Annotated in this window: 16 protein-coding genes; 11 read left to right on the top strand and 5 right to left on the bottom strand. The window is 56.5% G+C overall.

Translation table 11 applies throughout. The annotated features are described in order from the left end of the window. Positions 1–96: 96 nt before the first annotated feature. Positions 97–675, bottom strand: coding sequence for a lytic transglycosylase domain-containing protein (locus ACR0AM_RS06850; RefSeq protein WP_267363904.1), 579 nt, complete (start codon positions 673–675; stop codon positions 97–99). A 202-nt stretch (positions 676–877) separates the two neighbouring features. On the opposite strand from ACR0AM_RS06850, the gene ssb reads away from it, so the two are divergent. Together ssb and ACR0AM_RS06840 are read left to right on the top strand one after the other, a co-directional pair. Beyond that, positions 878–1,366 (top strand): single-stranded DNA-binding protein, encoded by a 489-nt coding sequence (ssb, locus tag ACR0AM_RS06845; RefSeq protein WP_209504119.1) that lies wholly within the window; start codon positions 878–880, stop codon positions 1,364–1,366. Between the two features lie 18 nt (positions 1,367–1,384). Beyond that, positions 1,385–2,455, top strand: a complete 1,071-nt coding sequence (locus ACR0AM_RS06840) for a site-2 protease family protein (protein ID WP_480622474.1) — start codon at positions 1,385–1,387, stop codon at positions 2,453–2,455. A gap of 8 nt (positions 2,456–2,463) precedes the next feature. On the opposite strand, the gene aroB is transcribed toward ACR0AM_RS06840, so the two are convergent. Together aroB and ACR0AM_RS06830 are read right to left on the bottom strand one after the other, a co-directional pair. Beyond that, complete coding sequence (aroB, locus tag ACR0AM_RS06835) at positions 2,464–3,576, bottom strand: 3-dehydroquinate synthase (protein ID WP_480622473.1); 1,113 nt, start codon at positions 3,574–3,576, stop codon at positions 2,464–2,466. Continuing rightward, a complete protein-coding gene (locus tag ACR0AM_RS06830) occupies positions 3,576–4,163 on the bottom strand; it encodes a shikimate kinase (RefSeq protein ID WP_480493332.1) in 588 nt (195 codons plus the stop codon). Before ACR0AM_RS06830 ends, aroB begins: the two co-directional genes overlap by 1 nt. Before the next feature lie 79 nt (positions 4,164–4,242). Here ACR0AM_RS06830 and ACR0AM_RS06825 point away from each other — a divergent pair, with 79 nt between their 5' ends. The 9 genes from ACR0AM_RS06825 to ACR0AM_RS06785 all read left to right on the top strand — a co-directional run bounded on the left by ACR0AM_RS06825 (position 4,243) and on the right by ACR0AM_RS06785 (position 15,787). After that, positions 4,243–4,392, top strand: a complete 150-nt coding sequence (locus ACR0AM_RS06825; protein WP_480472404.1) for a hypothetical protein — start codon at positions 4,243–4,245, stop codon at positions 4,390–4,392. After that, positions 4,382–5,902, top strand: a complete 1,521-nt coding sequence (locus tag ACR0AM_RS06820; protein ID WP_480622472.1) for a hypothetical protein — start codon at positions 4,382–4,384, stop codon at positions 5,900–5,902. Before ACR0AM_RS06825 ends, ACR0AM_RS06820 begins: the two co-directional genes overlap by 11 nt. Positions 5,903–5,904: 2 nt before the next feature. Next, positions 5,905–6,861, top strand: coding sequence for a site-specific tyrosine recombinase XerD (locus tag ACR0AM_RS06815; RefSeq protein ID WP_480493336.1), 957 nt, complete (start codon positions 5,905–5,907; stop codon positions 6,859–6,861). Between the two features lie 63 nt (positions 6,862–6,924). Continuing rightward, positions 6,925–8,232: an HlyC/CorC family transporter gene (locus ACR0AM_RS06810; protein ID WP_480622471.1), complete on the top strand. Its 1,308-nt coding sequence runs from the start codon at positions 6,925–6,927 to the stop codon at positions 8,230–8,232. A 96-nt stretch (positions 8,233–8,328) separates the two neighbouring features. Continuing rightward, a complete protein-coding gene (locus ACR0AM_RS06805) occupies positions 8,329–10,746 on the top strand; it encodes a GcvT family protein (protein ID WP_480622470.1) in 2,418 nt (805 codons plus the stop codon). 31 nt (positions 10,747–10,777) lie between these two features. Continuing rightward, on the top strand, positions 10,778–11,377 hold the full coding sequence (locus ACR0AM_RS06800) for a nucleotidyltransferase family protein (protein WP_480622469.1): 600 nt from the start codon (positions 10,778–10,780) through the stop codon (positions 11,375–11,377). A 749-nt stretch (positions 11,378–12,126) separates the two neighbouring features. Next, complete coding sequence (locus ACR0AM_RS06795; protein ID WP_480622468.1) at positions 12,127–13,563, top strand: DegQ family serine endoprotease; 1,437 nt, start codon at positions 12,127–12,129, stop codon at positions 13,561–13,563. 180 nt (positions 13,564–13,743) lie between these two features. Then, entirely contained in the window at positions 13,744–14,424 is a 681-nt protein-coding gene (locus tag ACR0AM_RS06790; protein ID WP_267366336.1) for a response regulator transcription factor, read from the top strand. A gap of 49 nt (positions 14,425–14,473) precedes the next feature. Further along, a complete protein-coding gene (locus ACR0AM_RS06785; protein ID WP_480516776.1) occupies positions 14,474–15,787 on the top strand; it encodes a sensor histidine kinase in 1,314 nt (437 codons plus the stop codon). Here the strand turns inward: ACR0AM_RS06785 and ACR0AM_RS06780 are convergent. Further along, positions 15,784–16,251 (bottom strand): CYTH domain-containing protein, encoded by a 468-nt coding sequence (locus tag ACR0AM_RS06780; RefSeq protein WP_480516774.1) that lies wholly within the window; start codon positions 16,249–16,251, stop codon positions 15,784–15,786. The genes ACR0AM_RS06785 and ACR0AM_RS06780 overlap by 4 nt on opposite strands. Beyond that, the gene (locus tag ACR0AM_RS06775; RefSeq protein ID WP_480472387.1) at positions 16,251–17,003 is read right to left on the bottom strand and encodes a ParA family protein; all 753 of its coding nucleotides are present in this window, start codon (positions 17,001–17,003) and stop codon (positions 16,251–16,253) included. Before ACR0AM_RS06775 ends, ACR0AM_RS06780 begins: the two co-directional genes overlap by 1 nt. Between the last annotated feature and the right edge of the window lies 1 nt (position 17,004).

The raw sequence follows: 17,004 nt of genomic DNA, 5'->3' as shown, positions 1-17,004 counted from the left end.
AAGGGGCCTCACCAGTTACTGGGCGATACCCTGTCAGGTTAGTTGCAGGCGTTACACTGAATCAAGAATACGACACTCTGCGGCGCAGCATCGGTTTCAGCCGCCCCAGATAACCTTCACGTAGTTCTGGGTTTCCTTGTACGGCGGGATACCACCATGCTTTTCAACCGCATCAGGTCCCGCGTTATAGGCCGCCAGCGCCAAAGGCCACGATTTGAACTTGCGGTACTGCCAGGACAGATATCTGGCACCGCCTTCGAGGTTCTGCTTGGGATCATGCGGGTTTACGCCCAAAAGCTCGGCCGTTTGTGGCATAAGTTGCGCCAATCCCAACGCACCTTTATGTGACTTCGCCTGAGGGTTCCATCCACTTTCCTGCTGCACGAGACGCAAGAACAGATCTTCAGGGATGTTGTGAAGGCGGGCAACACGCCGCGCGATTTCCAGATACTCTCCGCGATATTTTCCTGAATATCGTTTGCTGACCTGATCGCGCGTTGTTTTGGGTTTCAGCCGGGCCGAGTCGCGGTACTGGGTTGCCGCACGAGAATCCAGAACCTTCGCCTGTTTCAGGAAAATATCCTTGCGGCTTTTGCTGGACAATGTTTGTGCCTGCACCGGCGCAACGGCCAATACAAGGCAGGCAACGGAAAACCCAGCAACCCAAGAACGCATCTTTGCTTATCCTGCTCGATCAAAACCAGTGGGAGTATAGGTATTCCCGCAAAAAATGAAAGCTTGGTAAACAGTACAGTAAGACTCTTGTTCCACAGTGTTGTATCAACTGTGTTTCAACCATGATGCAGGCCGTATAGGGTCTCAAAAAATAAGTCGCGCCAGATTCGGTGCATTTACGCAGAACAGAACGAGGATTTACATGGCGGGTTCAGTCAACAAGGTCATTCTGGTGGGAAATCTTGGCCGTGACCCCGAGGTCCGGTCGTTCCAGAACGGCGGCAAAGTGTGCAACCTGCGCATTGCCACCTCGGAGAACTGGAAAGACCGCAACACGGGCGAGCGGCGCGAACGGACAGAGTGGCATTCGGTTGCCATCTTCTCGGAACCGCTGGCCCGCATCGCCGAGCAATATCTGCGCAAGGGCAGCAAGGTTTATATCGAAGGCCAGCTGGAAACCCGCAAATGGCAGGATCAATCCGGTCAGGATCGATATACGACCGAGGTTGTCTTGCGCCCCTATCGCGGGGAACTAACCCTGTTGGACGGTCGTAGTGAAGGCGGTGGCGGCAGCGGCGGCGGTTATGGTGGCGGCCAGGCCGGAGGTGGTTACGGTGACCCCTACGGCGGCCCATCCAGCTCTCCGGCACCAGCCTCGGGCGGAATCGACGACGACGAGATTCCGTTCTAACCAAAGCGGAGTAACAATATGACATGGTCCTTCTCTCTCGGCCGATTGCTCGGGTCCGAACTGAGGGTCCATGTCACCTTTTTTCTGCTGCTTGCGTGGGTCGGTTTTGCCGCATTCTCAGCCGGTGGCATGCCAGCCGCGATTGAGAACCTTCTCTTTGTTCTGGCGCTGTTTGCCTGCGTTGTCGCGCATGAGTTCGGTCACGCCCTTATGGCGCGGCGTTATGGTATCAAAACCCCCGACATAACCCTTCTGCCCATCGGCGGCCTGGCCCGGCTTGAGAGAATGCCGGAAAAACCGATGCAAGAGGTTCTGGTGGCGCTTGCGGGTCCGGCAGTGAATATCGCAATCTTTATTGGCCTTGCCGTGCTTGGTGCAGGGATGCCGCTTGAGACCCTCGCGCAATTGGAGTCACCAAATGTGAGAATTGTGGACAAGCTGGCCTATATCAATCTGCTTTTGGCCATCTTCAACTTGATCCCGGCATTCCCAATGGACGGAGGCCGCGTCTTTCGCGCCCTTCTGTGTTTACGCATGAATCGTGTCAAAGCCACCCGAATTGCAGCCGTTGGTGGCCAGGTTGTCGCCATCGGGTTTGGATTTCTAGGGCTGAGCTCTGGCAATCCAATTCTTGTGCTGATCGCCGTATTTGTGTTCTTTGCGGCCAATGCAGAAAGCCAGGAAGTCGCTTTGCGATCCGCTGTCCGCCGCGTTCTGGCCCGTGACGCGATGATCACCGAATTTCATGCCCTATCCCCCAGCGATACGCTGAGCACAGCCGCGCAAGCCGTCATTCACACCACGCAGCACGAGTTTCCGGTACTAGACTCAAATCACACTTTGCTGGGTTTTGTGACACGCGATCGCCTGTTCACTGCCCTGGCAAGCGACCAGCCCAGAACTGCGCCCGCGACCTCGATCATGGATGCCAACGTTCCCGCAGTCTTGCTGACAACCGGCCTTGAGGACGTACTGGAACACCTGCACAATGGTGCGCCGGCGATTGCAGTTCTGAGCCATGGCGGTCGTATGATCGGTTACATAACCCGCGAAAACATCGGCGAGCTGATGGTCATTCAGGGTCGTTAACCCCTGCGTCACATCGGGGCGAGAGCGTCCGACAGAACCGATAAGACTGCATCCTTCGGCACATCCGAGGTCACAAAAGCCTGACCAATTCCGCGGGCCAGGATAAACCGCAGCTGGCCGTCCACGACCTTTTTGTCCTGCCCCATCAGATCCACCAGTGACTCGGCACTTGGCAATTCGCCCGGAATATCAGCCAGATCCGTTTTCATACCCATTGCTCGCAGATGCGCACGTACCCGGCTTGGGTCTTCTTGTGAACACAGCCCAAGGCGGGACGAAAGCTCGAACGCAAGTGCACAGCCGATGGCCACGCCCTCGCCATGCAAAAGACGGTCCGAATAACCAGTGGCAGCCTCCAAGGCATGACAGAAGGTGTGTCCCAGATTCAGCAGGGCGCGGTCGCCTTGTTCGGTTTCGTCCCGGGCCACGATATCGGCTTTCATCTGAACCGAGCGGGTTACCGCACGCACCTGCGCGGCCAAGTCGCCCGAGGACACGCTTTGCCCGTTCGCCTCAAGCCATTCAAAGAAATCAGCATCCCCAAGCAAGCCGTATTTCACCACCTCGCCATACCCTGAAAGAAAGTCCCTCTGGGTCATGGTCTGCAACACAGATGTATCGGCCAGAACCAGCGATGGCTGATGAAAAGCGCCGATCAGGTTCTTCCCCTGAGGGGCGTTGATCCCTGTTTTCCCTCCGACGGAGCTGTCGACCTGCGCCAGCAAAGACGTGGGAAATTGCACGAACCGAACACCTCGGCGCAGGACGGCTGCGGCAAAGCCGGCAAGATCACCAATTACGCCACCACCAAGGGCCACAACAACGTCGCTGCGTTCAACCTTTTCAGCCAACAGCCACTCAACCGCGCGTTCGAAGTGAGGCCAGCTTTTGGTTGCCTCACCGGCGGGTAAGGCCAGCGCGGACATTTCGATTCCGGCGGCTTTCAGACCTACACGCAACGCGTCCAGATGCAGGTCAGCGACGTTCTCATCTGTCAGGACGGCCAACTTGGGGCGCGCCAATAGCGGTGCAATCCAATCGCCTGCGCGCGCCAGAAGATCCGGACCGATCTCAACGTCATACGACCGGTCTCCAAGTTCAACGTGTACTGTTTGGTGCATTATCTGATTTCCAAAACATCAGGGCGCGCCAATAAGGCGTCGACAACCCGGTCCACCATATTCTCGATCGAAGTTTCGCCATCCGAATCCACGATCAAATCTGCCTCCGCGTAAACCGGAACACGCGCCTCGTAGAGGGCTTTCAATGTCGCATAAGGATCAGCAGTGCGCAGCAGCGGGCGCGTGTCCTTGTGGCGAACTCGGCTCCACAAAACTTTCAGGTCTGCCCGCAGCCAGACAGACGCCCCGCGCAAGGTGATCATACGCCGGTTGTCGGGCTGAAGAAACGCCCCGCCACCCGTTGAAAGGATGCCTTTTTTCTCGTCCAGCAGACGGCTGATGACCTGTGTTTCCTTAGTGCGAAAAAACGGCTCCCCGTCCCGCTCAAAGATTTCGGGGATGGTCATGTTGGCGGCTGATTCGATTTCGGCATCACTATCCAGAAAGGGAACACCCAGACGCGCGGCCAAAGCGCGGCCCACGGCTGTCTTACCAGCCCCCATCATCCCCACCAGAACCACGGTTTTGTGCAGAGCAAATCGGGTCTGCGCGTCCGCTGAGTGCGTGTTATGCTTAATTTCGCTCATTTCACCGTGAATGACGTGATCTTGGGAAAAATGCCAGTTATAACTTGGTCAAAACCAAAAATTGAGGCAGCGTGACGCCATGAGCCGTCTGATCAAATTCCTGATATATGTTCTGTGCCTGGTATTCATCGGGCTGGTTGCCTATGCCTATGTCGGTCCATTCTTTGGTGTGGATTTCTCTGCGCCTCAAAGTGAAATTCGCGAGCCGGTTGTACTGGATGTCAACTAAGCAACTGCTTTTGGCAATCACACTGGCCGGGTCGGCACATGCGCAGGAACCCTTATCCGCCATCGAATGGCTGACAGACCCGCCGGAAAACCTGCCGGGAACCGTTCTGCTGGAACCACCGATCACGCAAGATGGCACTTTGCCAGGAATTGAGGTGACTTCGCTTGAAGCGCTGTCGCAGCCGCTGGGCCTTGTTTCGTCCTCTGTCACCGGCCTGCCCGTCGACCTTTGGCAAGGCAGCGATGCGGATCGCTTGGCCGAACTGATCGCCGACGTCCACGTGCGTGACAACCCGGCGATGCAGCGATTGTTGTTCACGTTACTCTTGTCTGAAACACGCGCGCCGTCAGGGCCTCTGGCCGAAGAAACCCTTTTACTGGCGCGGCTGGATCGGTTGATGCAACTGGGTGCCGCTGATCCGGCGCAATCGCTTGTTCAACTGGCCGGACCTACTGACACGCAAGACCGTTTCAAGCGCTGGTTCGATGCGACGCTCTTGACCGGGGATGAGGATCGCAGTTGTACCGCCCTTATTGCCGAACCGCATCTTTCGCGGGACTATGCGGCTCAGATCTTCTGCAAGGCCCGCCGCGGGGATTGGGCTTCAGCCGCGCTGACCCTTGAGGCAGCGCATGCGCTTGAAATCCTTCCACCCGAGGATCTGGCAGTTCTGGACCGTTTCCTCAGCCCGGAACTGTATGAAGGCGCAGCTTATCTGCCGCAGCCTGAGAACCCTGATCCCCTGACGTTCCGTTTGTTTGAGGCAATTGGCGAACGACTTCCCTCCGCTCCGCTGCCACGGGCGTTTGCCAATGCGGATCTGCGCGATGTCGCAGGTTGGAAGGCACAGATCGAAGCAGCGGAACGGCTTACCCGCATTGGCGCATTAACCCCCAATCAGCTGCTGGGCCTTTATACTGAGCGTGACCCGGCGGCCTCAGGTGCTGTCTGGGATCGGGTGGCCGCCGTTCAGCGTTTTGAAAGCGCGTTAGACACCGGGAACGCGGAAGCGATCGGAAAGACCTTGCAGCCGGTCTGGCAACAGATGCGCGGTGTCGGGCTTGAGGTTCCGTTTGCCGAACTGTTTGCCGAGCGCTTGTCGACTGTCACATTACCGGTTGCTGCCACCGAAAACCTGCGCTGGCGTATTCTGATGCTGTCCGGGCTTTACGAACAGGCCGCCTTGTCAACACCTGACACATCGAACGAAACCCGGTTTCTTGCCGCTTTGGCACAAGGCGATCCCGGGCGCGCGGTGTCCCCGTCCCCTTTGGCTGATGCCGTCGCTCAGGGGTTCGAATGGGCAGCGCCTGTGCCAGGCGACATTGATGCGTTGCTGACCAACGGTCAGTTGGGCGAAGCCATAATTGAAGCCATGCAATTGTTTGCACATGGCGCGCGGGGCAATCTGGTGGACCTGACAGCGGCAATTGCAACATTTCGGCGCGTTGGGCTGGAAGACACCGCGCGACGTGCGGCCCTGTCCCTTTTGATCCTGCAAAAACGTTGATCATGGGCTCTCCGGCATCAGATGCACTGTGGATTTCAACGTTCTTGCAGGCGCAGGCGGCAGAGCTTGGCGCTGCGACCAATACGCTGCTGGCTTATGGGCGCGATCTGAAAGATTTTGCCGAATGGCTGGACCGCAAGAAATCCGGATTTGATCAGGCAGATCGCGACCTGATCGAAGCCTACCTGATCGACTGCGATGCACAGGGCTTGTCACGTTCGACCCGCGCGCGGCGTTTGTCTGCAATAAAGCAGCTGTACCGGTTTGCCTTCGAGGAAGGCTGGCGCGCAGCCAATCCTGCCATTCAGATCAAAGGTCCCGGCCGGCAGAAACGGCTGCCCAAGACGCTGGATGTGCCCGAAGTTGATCGTTTATTGGAGGCCGCCCGAAAAACCGGGAGAACCGAAGCTGACAGGCTAAGAAACACCTGCCTGATGGAGGTTTTGTACGCCACCGGAATGCGGGTGACTGAACTTGTCTCCCTGCCAGTCTCCTCGGCCCGTGGCGATCCCCGGATGCTGCTGGTGCTGGGCAAAGGGGGGAAGGAGCGAATGGTCCCCCTGTCGCCCCCGGCCCGGGATGCGCTGGCCGCGTGGCTGACCGCGCGGGACGAGGCCGAGGATTTGGCCGTGGAAAATGGCGCTCAACGCTCGCGCTTTCTGTTCCCATCACGCGGTAAGTCCGGTCATCTGACACGGCACAGGTTCTTTTTGCTGGTGAAAGAGCTGGCTGTACGCGGCGGTGTTTCTTCTGAAAAAGTCACACCACACACGCTGCGCCATGCATTCGCTACGCATCTGCTGGCCAATGGTGCTGATCTGAGATCGATCCAGACGTTATTGGGTCATGCAGACGTGGCGACGACCGAAATCTATACGCATGTTCTGGATGAACGTCTGGCGGAACTGGTGTTGCAACATCACCCGCTGAGCAAAGACCGCAATGAGGACAAAGGCTAAGACCTTGATCCAGCGGAGCGACGTCCCCATAACGGATGCAGTACACTAACCTATCAAGGACCAATGGAACCCTTACCTTCTATGATCGACGGCGCATTCTGGTTTACGACCGGCGCTATCCTGTTTCTGCTTATCCTGTCCGGATTTTTCTCGGGCTCGGAAACGGCGCTGACCGCCTCATCAAGGGGGAAACTGCGCGCTCAGGCCGACAAGGGATCGCGCGGGGCTAAAAAGGCGCTGGAAATCACCGACGACAACGAACGTCTGATCGGGTCGGTTCTGCTGGGCAACAACCTCGTCAACATTCTGGCTGCGTCACTGGCGACGGCGTTGTTCACACGTCTTTTTGGCGAAAGCGGCGTGGCATTGGCGACACTGGTCATGACCTTTTTGGTGCTGATCTTTGCCGAAGTTCTGCCCAAGACATACGCCATCACCAATTCCGAAAAGGCCGCTGCGGCTGTTGCGCCGATCATCAGCGTGGTCGTGACGGTGTTTTCGCCTGTCGTCGCAGCCGTACGATTGCTGGTGCGTGGCGTATTGCGCTTGTTCGGAGTTCAGATCGATCCTGACAGCAACATTCTGGCCGTGCGCGAGGAAATCGCAGGCGCCCTGCAACTGGGCCATTCAGAAGGTGTTGTTGAAAAAGAAGATCGCGACCGCATCCTCGGCGCGCTGGATCTGGGCGACCGCACGGTGGAAGAGATCATGCTCCACCGTTCCAACATCGAGATGATCGATGCGAACGCCCCACCCGAAGCTATCCTGAGGCAATGCCTTGAAAGCCCTCACACTCGTCTGCCTGTTTTCAGGGACGAGCAGGAGAACATTGTTGGCGTTGTTCACGCCAAGGATTTGTTCCGCGCGATGTATGCACAGGCTGGCAGCAGCGACGGCGGCACCGACCGTCTGGCCAGCTTTGACATCGGCAAAGTCGCGAATGCCCCTTATTTCGTTCCAGAGACCACAACTCTGGATGACCAGATGCGCGAGTTTCTGCGAATGCACGCTCATTTTGCGCTGGTCGTAGACGAATATGGCTCATTGCGTGGCCTGATCACGCTTGAGGATATTCTCGAAGAAATTGTGGGCGAAATCGCCGATGAATTCGATATCGCCGAAGAGGTGCCGGTCATGCGGACGGATGATGGCCAATTCCTTGTCGAAGGCGCGATGACCATTCGTGACGCCAATCGTGCGCTGGACTGGTCGCTACCGGATGAAGAGGCCAACACTCTTGCTGGTCTGGTCATCCACGAAGCCCAGATGATCCCGGTTGTTGGGCAAGTATTTTCGTTCCATGGCTTCCGGTTCGAGGTCACAGCACGCGAAGGCAATCGTATCACAGCCCTGAAAGTGCGGCCCTTATAGGGTTTGGACGCAAGACAAAAACGACGCGCTCTGTCGCTCGTATGACAGAATGCTTAATCGTTGATCTGCACCGTCCTACCAGAAAAGGAGGAGCGGATGAAAAACACATGCCAGGTGGCCGTCATTGGTGGCGGCGTTGTCGGGTGTTCGGTTCTTTATCACCTGACCAAGCTTGGGTGGTCGGACGTCATGTTGCTGGAACGGTCCGAACTGACCAGCGGCTCGACCTGGCATGCAGCAGGCGGGTTTCACACCCTCAACGGCGACACCAACATGGCGGCGCTACAGGGCTACACGATCAGGCTGTATAAAGAACTGGAACAGATCACCGGCATGTCCTGTGGCCTGCACCACGTGGGCGGTGTGACACTGGCCGACAATCAGGACCGGTTTGATATGCTGCTGGCCGAACGCGCCAAGCATCGGTTCATGGGGCTTGAGACAGAAATCGTCGGCCCGGAAGAAATCAAAAAGATCGCGCCCATTACGAACATCGACGGAATTATCGGCGCTCTTTACGATCCGCTGGATGGTCATTTGGACCCGTCAGGCACCACCCATGCCTATGCCAAGGCCGCGCGAATGGGCGGCGCTACGATTGAAACCCATTGCATGGTGCGTGAAACCAACCAGCGCCCCGATGGAAGCTGGGATGTCGTCACCGACAAAGGCACAATCCATGCCGAACACATTGTTAATGCGGGCGGGCTTTGGGCACGCGAAGTTGGTGCCATGGCGGGTGTCTATTTCCCCCTGCACCCGATGGAGCATCAATACCTTGTCACAGACGCGATCCCCCAGATCGAAGCGATCATTGATGCGGGTGGCGAGCATCCGCATGTCATGGATCCGGCGGGTGAAAGCTATTTAAGGCAGGAAGGGCGTGGTCTGTGCATCGGGTTCTATGAACAACCCTGCAAGCCTTGGGCAGTAGACGGCACCCCGTGGGATTTCGGGCACGAGTTGCTGCCCGATGACTATGACAAGATCACCGACAGTATCGAATTCGCCTATCGCCGCTTTCCCGTGCTGGCTGAGGCCGGGATAAAATCGGTGATCCATGGGCCGTTTACCTTTGCCCCAGATGGAAACCCGCTGGTCGGCCCTGTACCCGGAATGCGCAACTACTGGTCGGCCTGCGGTGTCATGGCCGGGTTCAGTCAGGGTGGCGGCGTTGGCCTGACGCTGGCGCAGTGGATGATCGAAGGCGAGCCAGAGCGCGACGTGTTTGCCATGGATGTTGCCCGCTTCGGCGACTGGATCAGCCCAGGTTATACCCGCCCCAAAGTCATCGAGAATTATCAGAAACGCTTCAGCGTTGCCTATCCGAACGAAGAACTGCCCGCCGCACGCCCCAACCGCACAACACCAATGTATGACATCTTCAGCGATCTTGGCGCGGTTTGGGGGCAGCAATACGGCCTTGAAGTGCCAAACTATTTTGCGCAGGAAGACGAGCCGGGATTTGAAACGCCATCCTTCCGCCGCTCGAACGCGTTCGAGGCGACGGGGCGCGAAGTGCGGGCGGTGCGTGAAGCTGTAGGTATCAACGAGGTCCACAATTTCGGCAAATACCGCATCACCGGACCCAATGCTCGGAACTGGCTGGACCAGATCATGGCTGGTCGCATTCCGAAACCTGGTCGGCTGTCTTTGACCCCGATGCTGTCGCACAAGGGCAAGCTAATCGGCGATTTCACGGTTTCCTGCCTGAGTGACACTGAATTCCAGCTTACGGCGTCCTATGGCAGTCAGGCCTTCCACATGCGGTGGTTCCAGCAAAACGCTCAGGACGGTGTAACAATTAAAAACATCAGCGACCGGTTGAACGGTTTCCAGATTGCCGGCCCAAAGGCAACGCAGGTTCTGGCGACCTGCACACGAGACGACCTGACGGATTTCAACTTCCTGAACGTGCGACGGATGACTGTCGGCATGACCGACTGTATCGTTCAGCGTGTCAGCTATACGGGCGATCTTGGTTATGAAATCTATTGCGACCCCTTAGCGCAGCGTCAGCTTTGGTGGACGCTGTGGGAGGCCGGACAACCCCACGGAATTGTTCCGTTCGGAATGCGCGCAATGATGAGCCTGCGGCTGGACAAGTTTTTTGGCTCATGGATGCGAGAGTATTCGCCGGATTACACCGCCGCTGAAACGGGATTGGATCGGTTCATTGCATTCAGCAAAAACACCCGTTTCATCGGCCGCGATACAGCGGAATTAGAACGGGCCAACGGAACCATCCGCCAGTTGGCAGCCTTCGAGGTTGAAACAGACGATGCGGACGTCAACGCCTATGAACCGATCTGGCTGGATGGTTCGGTTGTTGGGTTCTGTACCTCCGGCGGCTACTCTCATTTTGCGCAGAAATCTGTCGCCATGGGCTTTCTGCCGTCCGGGCGCATAGAAGATGGTCTGGAGGTTGAAATCGAGATTCTGGGGCAGATGCGCAAAGCGAAGGTTATCTCGACACCTTTGTTTGACCCAGATGGCACACGCATGAGGGGATGACAGCACACATGACTGACAGCAGTGTGGCGCAATGACCGAAATCCCCATCATCCTGCTTGCTGCCGGTCATTCCAGCCGTATGGGCGGGCTGGACAAGCTTATGCAGCAAATTGATGGCATTCCACTGCTGACCCGTACGGCGACCCTAGCGCGTGGCGTGGCACCTGTCCTTGTCGCCCTGCCACTGCGCCCGCATCCAAGATACGATGCTCTTGCAGGAATGGACGTACAGACCGTTCCCGTACCGGACGCGGTCGAGGGAATGAATGCCAGTTTGCGCACCGCCATAAAACACCTTCCTGTTGATGCACCCGCGGTCATGGTTTTGCTGGCCGACTTACCCGACCTGACCCAGACCGATCTGAGAACGATCTTGAAAGCACGCCAGTTGCATCCCGACAATGTAATCTGGCGCGGAACAACCACAGATGGAAAGCCCGGGCACCCGGTGATCTTCGATCGGACGCTTTTCACTCAGCTTTCGGCATTACATGGCGACCACGGCGCGCAGGCGGTGGTTCGCTCACAACAGCGCGGCGTATTCCTGCAACCCCTGCCCGGTCAAAACGCGGTTTTAGATCTGGATACACCGGAAGATTGGGACGCCTGGCGCAAAAAGTGTACTTCTTGAATAAACACGGCCCGGTCGATATCGACCGGGCCGGTGCCCAATACAGGACTACCACTTTCTACAATTCCAAAAGTTTGACCAATAGGTCTTTAAGACACTCTGGTTCCCTAGCCGCTAAACCTAAACAAGACCCCCTCGTTAACACGCCGCTAAAACTTCCGGTAACTGAGTTAGCCGCCAGCGCCCCCTAGCGCTTTTGGCTTCCCCTCACTTGGGCAATTTCATCCTCACTTATCCGATCCTTAGAAACAACGTAAAATTGGATGAATAGGTTAATTTAGCGCATCTCGACTTGGCTTTTAGGCAACATAGCCCTGGGGCTTATTCAACCTATAGGCGATCCACATTCGGTGCACAAATCAACGATTCGGGATTAAGCGCAAACTTATGCGCCCATTCAGCTGCCTCTCAGCAAAGTTATAGCGTCAAGTCCGAAGACCTCCGGACTCGCCCACAACCATTGGAAGAGCAGCATTTTTCCCCACTGTTCAGTGAAAGCATTGTCAACAAAACAATGAAAATACAACTTTTTTGAAAGTTTGACGTCTGTTTTGGCAACAATCCTCCGATTCGCCTTCGACCTCCTCGGTTAAATCAGCGAATCCTGATCAACGTCTTTCGCCACAAAACACCCGCTTTGTGGCAAAATTAAGATTTATTAATTGATCAGTCAGGAAACCCCAATCCTGACAGTGCATCTCATGTCTCAACGCGCAACGGAAATTGCGTGATCAAACCAGGAGACAGAAATGAGCATCCGAAAATCTTCGCTTTTACTTCCCCGCACATCCAACTGGATGGGTGTTAGCGCATTGGGCGCAGCCATGCTGGCCACAACCGCTTTACCTTCGATGGCGGACGAGGCGCTAGCCGATCTTGTCGAATCCGTTTCCCCTTCGGTTGTGACCATCATTGCCGAGCAAAAGGCCGCCCCAAGCCCCGCACAGGGGCAGAGTTTTGATTTTGACGGTCATCCGTTTGGGGAATTCTTCAAACGTTTTGGTGGGCCTGAAGGGTTCAACATGCCTCAACGCGGTCCGGCACAAGGGCTCGGGTCAGGGTTTGTACTGGATGAATCCGGTTATGTCGTCACCAATCACCATGTGGTGGACAATGCCGAGACTGTAACCGTTCGCCTAAGTGATGACCGGACATTTGAGGCCGAGGTGGTTGGCACCGATCCGCTGACAGATATCGCAGTCTTGAAGATAGATGCAGGCCCGGGTCTGCAAGCTGTCAAACTGGGTGACAGCGATGCAATCCGCGTTGGCGAAGATGTCGTTGCGATCGGCAACCCGTTTGGTTTGAGCTCGACAGTTACTACCGGCATTGTATCGGCCAAAGGGCGCAATATCTCGGACGGGCCTTATGCCGAGTTCATTCAAACGGACGCCGCCATCAACAAGGGCAACTCTGGTGGCCCGCTTTTCAACATGGACGGCGAAGTGGTTGGCGTGAACTCGGCCATATATTCCCCCAGTGGCGGATCTGTCGGGCTGGGATTTGCCGTAACCTCGAACATCGTTGAACATATTGCGGTCGATCTGCAGGACGACGGGCAGGTCAGCCGTGGATGGCTGGGTGTATCTATCCAGAATATCAGCCCGCAGCTTGCGGCGGCACTGGGAATTGATGCCTCCTCGGGTGCACTGGTGGCAGATGTTGTCGCCGACAGCCCTGCAGATGGCGTTCTGGAGCAAGGCGATGTTATCCTGTCCTTCAACGGCGAAGCCGTAGACTCCAGTGGTGACCTGCCTATTCTGGTGGGCACAACCAAGGTCGGCACCGCAAGTAATCTGACCATTCTGCGCGATGGCAAACAGGAAACGGTCACTTTGACCGTTGGCCAGCATCAGGCAGCGTCGGCTCAGTCCGATACCCCTGTCGAATCCGAAGCGGCGGGCACGTCGCTTGGTGTCACCGTGGCCCCGCTGACCGAAACGATGCGAGCCGAGACAGGTATCGCCAAAGCCGTAGAAGGTGTCGTCGTCACAGACCTGCAACCGGACAGCCCTGCGGCTCGGGCGGGTCTGCAACGCGGTGACGTGATCGTCAAACTGGGCAATCAGGACACGTTCACACCCGAAGCGCTGAAGGCGGCACTGGACACCGAAAAAACAGACCCGGCACTGGTGCTGATCAACCGGGCTGGCAGCCAAATCTTCGTTGCCGTCGAACTGGTCTGATCAATACCATGCGCGCGCCGCTTGATGGGGAGAACCGGCGCGTGCCTCACCCGACGGACCTGAGTTGTCCGCTGTCCGTCGGGCTTGCCGGGTGCGTGCCCAGCACCCGGCAAGATCGTCAGCAAACCATATGCTTTGTTTGAATTTTGTGTTTAAATCCTTAGGGAAAGGAACCACATCATGAGCCGCCGTCTGTTGATCGTCGAAGATGACGCTGACACCAGGGATTTCATTGCCAAAGGGTTTGGCGAAGAAGGCTATGTTGTCGAAACGGCTGCTGATGGCCGCGAGGGATTGTACCACGCAACGGATGGCGGGTTTGACGCCATTGTGCTGGACAGGATGCTTCCCGGTCTGGACGGGCTGTCGCTGATCAAATCCCTGCGTGCAGCAGGGTTGAAAACACCGGTCTTGATGTTGACGGCCATGAGCGCAGTGGACGAGCGCGTCAAAGGATTGCGATCAGGCGCCGACGATTATCTGGTCAAGCCCTTCTCGTTTCAGGAACTTCATGCACGGATCGAAGCCCTGTTACGACGTCCGCAGGAATCCGAGGAAACGCCGACCCTGACCTGCAAGGATCTTGAAATGGATCTTCTGACCCGCAAGGTTACGCGGGACGGCCATGAGATCACGCTGACGCCCCGTGAATTCCAGATTCTCGAATTCTTTCTGCGCCGCAAGAACCGTGTCGTGTCGCGTACCATGCTGCTTGAGGGCGTCTGGGATTATCATTTCGACCCGAACACCAACGTTGTGGATGTTCACATCTCAAAGCTGCGCCGCCAGTTGGATGAAGGCGGAGACACACCTTTGATTGAAACAGTTCGCGGTGCGGGTTACATGATGTCCGATGGATAACCTTCGGCTTTCCCTTAATAATTCAAGAACAAGACTTGTCGCCACCAGCATGGTGCTAAGCACGTTACTGACCGCGTCTGTGCTGGCATTGGTCTATGTGACAGCCAACCGGAGCATCGAATCCGAGACCCGATCGGTCGTGTCCGCCGAACTGACCGGGCTTGCCGATGAATATGAACGGCGCGGGCTGATCGGGCTGATTACAGCGATCGAGCGTCGTCTTCCAAGCGCGTCCGATCGAGACGCGCTGTATCTGCTGGCGGATCGGCAGGGCGTCAAGCTTGTGGGTAACCTGAAAACCTGGCCGGTCAATGTGACCGCCGGAAGCGGTTGGGTCGACCTCGAGTTGCGCAGGGCTGACAATGACCAACTGGTGCCCATCTCGGCCGCTTCGATCCGATTGCCCGGTGGTGAACGCCTTTTGGTGGGACGGGATGCGGCGGCCCGTCAACAATTCGACCGTGTATTGTTCCGATCTCTGGCACTGGCACTAGGAATAGCATTTGTTCTGAGCGTGATCACTGGCTGGCTGTTCACACGTCTGGTGTTTTCACGCCTGTCAGACATCGCAAGCACAGCCGAAAACATCGTTTCCGGCGATCTTTCCAAGAGGATGCCCCTGCGCGGAACCGGGGACGAGTTCGATCAGGTCTCTGGCACGTTGAACAACATGCTCGACAGGATCGAAGAGCTGGTGAGCAATCTGCGCACCACGTCGAACTCTATCGCACATGATTTGCGCTCTCCTTTGTCCCGCCTTCGCCAAAGGGTCGAATCCCTTTCCGAGCCCGGCAAAAGCGATCTGGACCGCGAAATCGACATTGCGCGGGCTACGGGAGAAATCGACCATGTTTTGCGGGTCTTGGGGCAGCTTACCGAAATTTCGCGGGCCGAGGCCGGTCTAGGGCGCGAGCAATTCGAAGACATTGACTTGCAGCAACTGGTTGGAGATGTCGTGGAACTGTATGACCCGGTGGCCGCAGATCAGGACATCCGCCTTGAGGTTACAGGCTCTGCCCCGGCTATTCAGGGGCACCGGCCCCTACTCTCGCAGGCTCTTTCTAATTTGCTGGAAAACGCGATGCGTTATGCACCGGCGGATACCGCAATCACGATCTCTATCGGTACCAAGGACGGATTTGCCCAATTGCGGGTTCGGGACCGTGGTCCGGGTGTTCCGCCCGGAGAGTTGGATCGCCTTCAACTTCCCTTCGTCACACTTGATCCGGCGCGGACGGAACGCAATGCGGGATTGGGGCTCGCGCTGGTTGCCGCGATTTCACATATGCATGGCGGGACATTCGCAGCCCGAAACTGCGACCCAGGTTTGGAAACTACGATCAATCTGGCAATTCAGAGTTAATCCGGCAGTCCGTTTATCGCCAATACCTTGTTTTTGTACCGTTTATCCCCTGTAACTTCCGCACCGAACCAACCCGGCGGGACATAGGCATTTGCGTCTTCACTGGTATGGAACTCAACCTCAACCAAACGCAGGGGTTCCAGACCGCCTGAAAAAACATCCAGCTCGAACTGGTGGCCGTCTGGCATTAGATCCGTGTAACGCACCTTCTCGACCCGGCGACCTTTGGTTTCCGGCCAGAAGGTTTCAAACTGGTCTCGGGTTATCTCTGCCTCACGCTCAACACGTACAAGATCACCGCCGCCTTTTAAGGTCAGGAAAAACACATTGTTCTTTTGTCGAAGGCGCAATTCGGTCGAGTCCTCCGGCGCGGTGAGGTACCCCTGACGCACCTCTGCTTTTTCTGCGCGGCTCAGGTTCGGCAACCTTGCCACCAGAAACTTGCGTTCAATTTCTTTGCTCATCAGGGTGCCCCCGCTCTTTCTTCCAGCTCATCAAACAGCGCCCGATATGCCGCACCAGCAGCGCTACGACCTGCGTAAGTACAGACAGGGCCCCGATATTGCCCCATCTTTTCGACATCCGCAGCGAAAGGCACAACCGCGTGTAAAATGCGCTTGGGATGCTGGGCGCGCATTGAAACCATCGTTTCCCGATGCAACAACTTCCGGTTCTGCACCATCGAAAAGAACGCCCGCAGCTTCTTCTTACGCAGCCCGTGTTTGTCGAAAAAGCCAACCAGCTGATCGAATGACCGCTCGGACAGGGTTGTGGGAATGATCGGAACAACGATTTCATCAGCGGCCCGAAAGATATTCTCGGACAAGGTGGAAAAATTGGGCGGACAATCCAGAAGAACCAGATCATAGTCACTGCCAGCCGCCGACAATGCCCTTTTCAGACGCGAGCGTTTGTTCCGCATGCGCGACAGGAAGATATCAAAGTCGCGGAAAGTCAGGTTTGCGGGCAGAACGTCCAACCCGTCAAAATCACTTGCCCGGATGGCTTTGGTAAACCGCTCCACATCCTCAAAAAAACGGGCATCCGTCAGTTTTTTTGACGGCTTCACCCGAAAATAGAACCCGGACGCCCCCTGAGGATCGAGATCGCATAGCAAAACTTTTTGGCCAGCCTGCGCATAGGCATAGGCCAAGTTCACCGAAGTAGCGGTTTTTCCGACACCGCCCTTATTGCTGTAACAGGCAATGATCTTCATT

Source organism: Ruegeria sp. AD9 (assembly GCF_056542305.1).
Note: the sequence above shows the minus strand (reverse complement) of the source record. Positions and strands in the feature narration are given on the sequence as shown.

Bases quoted from the DNA above. Each gene is read 5' to 3' on its own strand.
- ACR0AM_RS06850 (WP_267363904.1), bottom strand. From the start codon at position 675: ATGCGTTCTTGGGTTGCTGGGTTTTCCGTTGCCTGCCTTGTATTGGCC.
- ssb (WP_209504119.1), top strand. From the start codon at position 878: ATGGCGGGTTCAGTCAACAAGGTCATTCTGGTGGGAAATCTTGGCCGT.
- ACR0AM_RS06840 (WP_480622474.1), top strand. From the start codon at position 1,385: ATGACATGGTCCTTCTCTCTCGGCCGATTGCTCGGGTCCGAACTGAGG.
- aroB (WP_480622473.1), bottom strand. From the start codon at position 3,576: ATGCACCAAACAGTACACGTTGAACTTGGAGACCGGTCGTATGACGTT.
- ACR0AM_RS06830 (WP_480493332.1), bottom strand. From the start codon at position 4,163: ATGAGCGAAATTAAGCATAACACGCACTCAGCGGACGCGCAGACCCGA.
- ACR0AM_RS06825 (WP_480472404.1), top strand. From the start codon at position 4,243: ATGAGCCGTCTGATCAAATTCCTGATATATGTTCTGTGCCTGGTATTC.
- ACR0AM_RS06820 (WP_480622472.1), top strand. From the start codon at position 4,382: ATGTCAACTAAGCAACTGCTTTTGGCAATCACACTGGCCGGGTCGGCA.
- ACR0AM_RS06815 (WP_480493336.1), top strand. From the start codon at position 5,905: ATGGGCTCTCCGGCATCAGATGCACTGTGGATTTCAACGTTCTTGCAG.
- ACR0AM_RS06810 (WP_480622471.1), top strand. From the start codon at position 6,925: ATGGAACCCTTACCTTCTATGATCGACGGCGCATTCTGGTTTACGACC.
- ACR0AM_RS06805 (WP_480622470.1), top strand. From the start codon at position 8,329: ATGAAAAACACATGCCAGGTGGCCGTCATTGGTGGCGGCGTTGTCGGG.
- ACR0AM_RS06800 (WP_480622469.1), top strand. From the start codon at position 10,778: ATGACCGAAATCCCCATCATCCTGCTTGCTGCCGGTCATTCCAGCCGT.
- ACR0AM_RS06795 (WP_480622468.1), top strand. From the start codon at position 12,127: ATGAGCATCCGAAAATCTTCGCTTTTACTTCCCCGCACATCCAACTGG.
- ACR0AM_RS06790 (WP_267366336.1), top strand. From the start codon at position 13,744: ATGAGCCGCCGTCTGTTGATCGTCGAAGATGACGCTGACACCAGGGAT.
- ACR0AM_RS06785 (WP_480516776.1), top strand. From the start codon at position 14,474: ATGGTGCTAAGCACGTTACTGACCGCGTCTGTGCTGGCATTGGTCTAT.
- ACR0AM_RS06780 (WP_480516774.1), bottom strand. From the start codon at position 16,251: ATGAGCAAAGAAATTGAACGCAAGTTTCTGGTGGCAAGGTTGCCGAAC.
- ACR0AM_RS06775 (WP_480472387.1), bottom strand. From the start codon at position 17,003: ATGAAGATCATTGCCTGTTACAGCAATAAGGGCGGTGTCGGAAAAACC.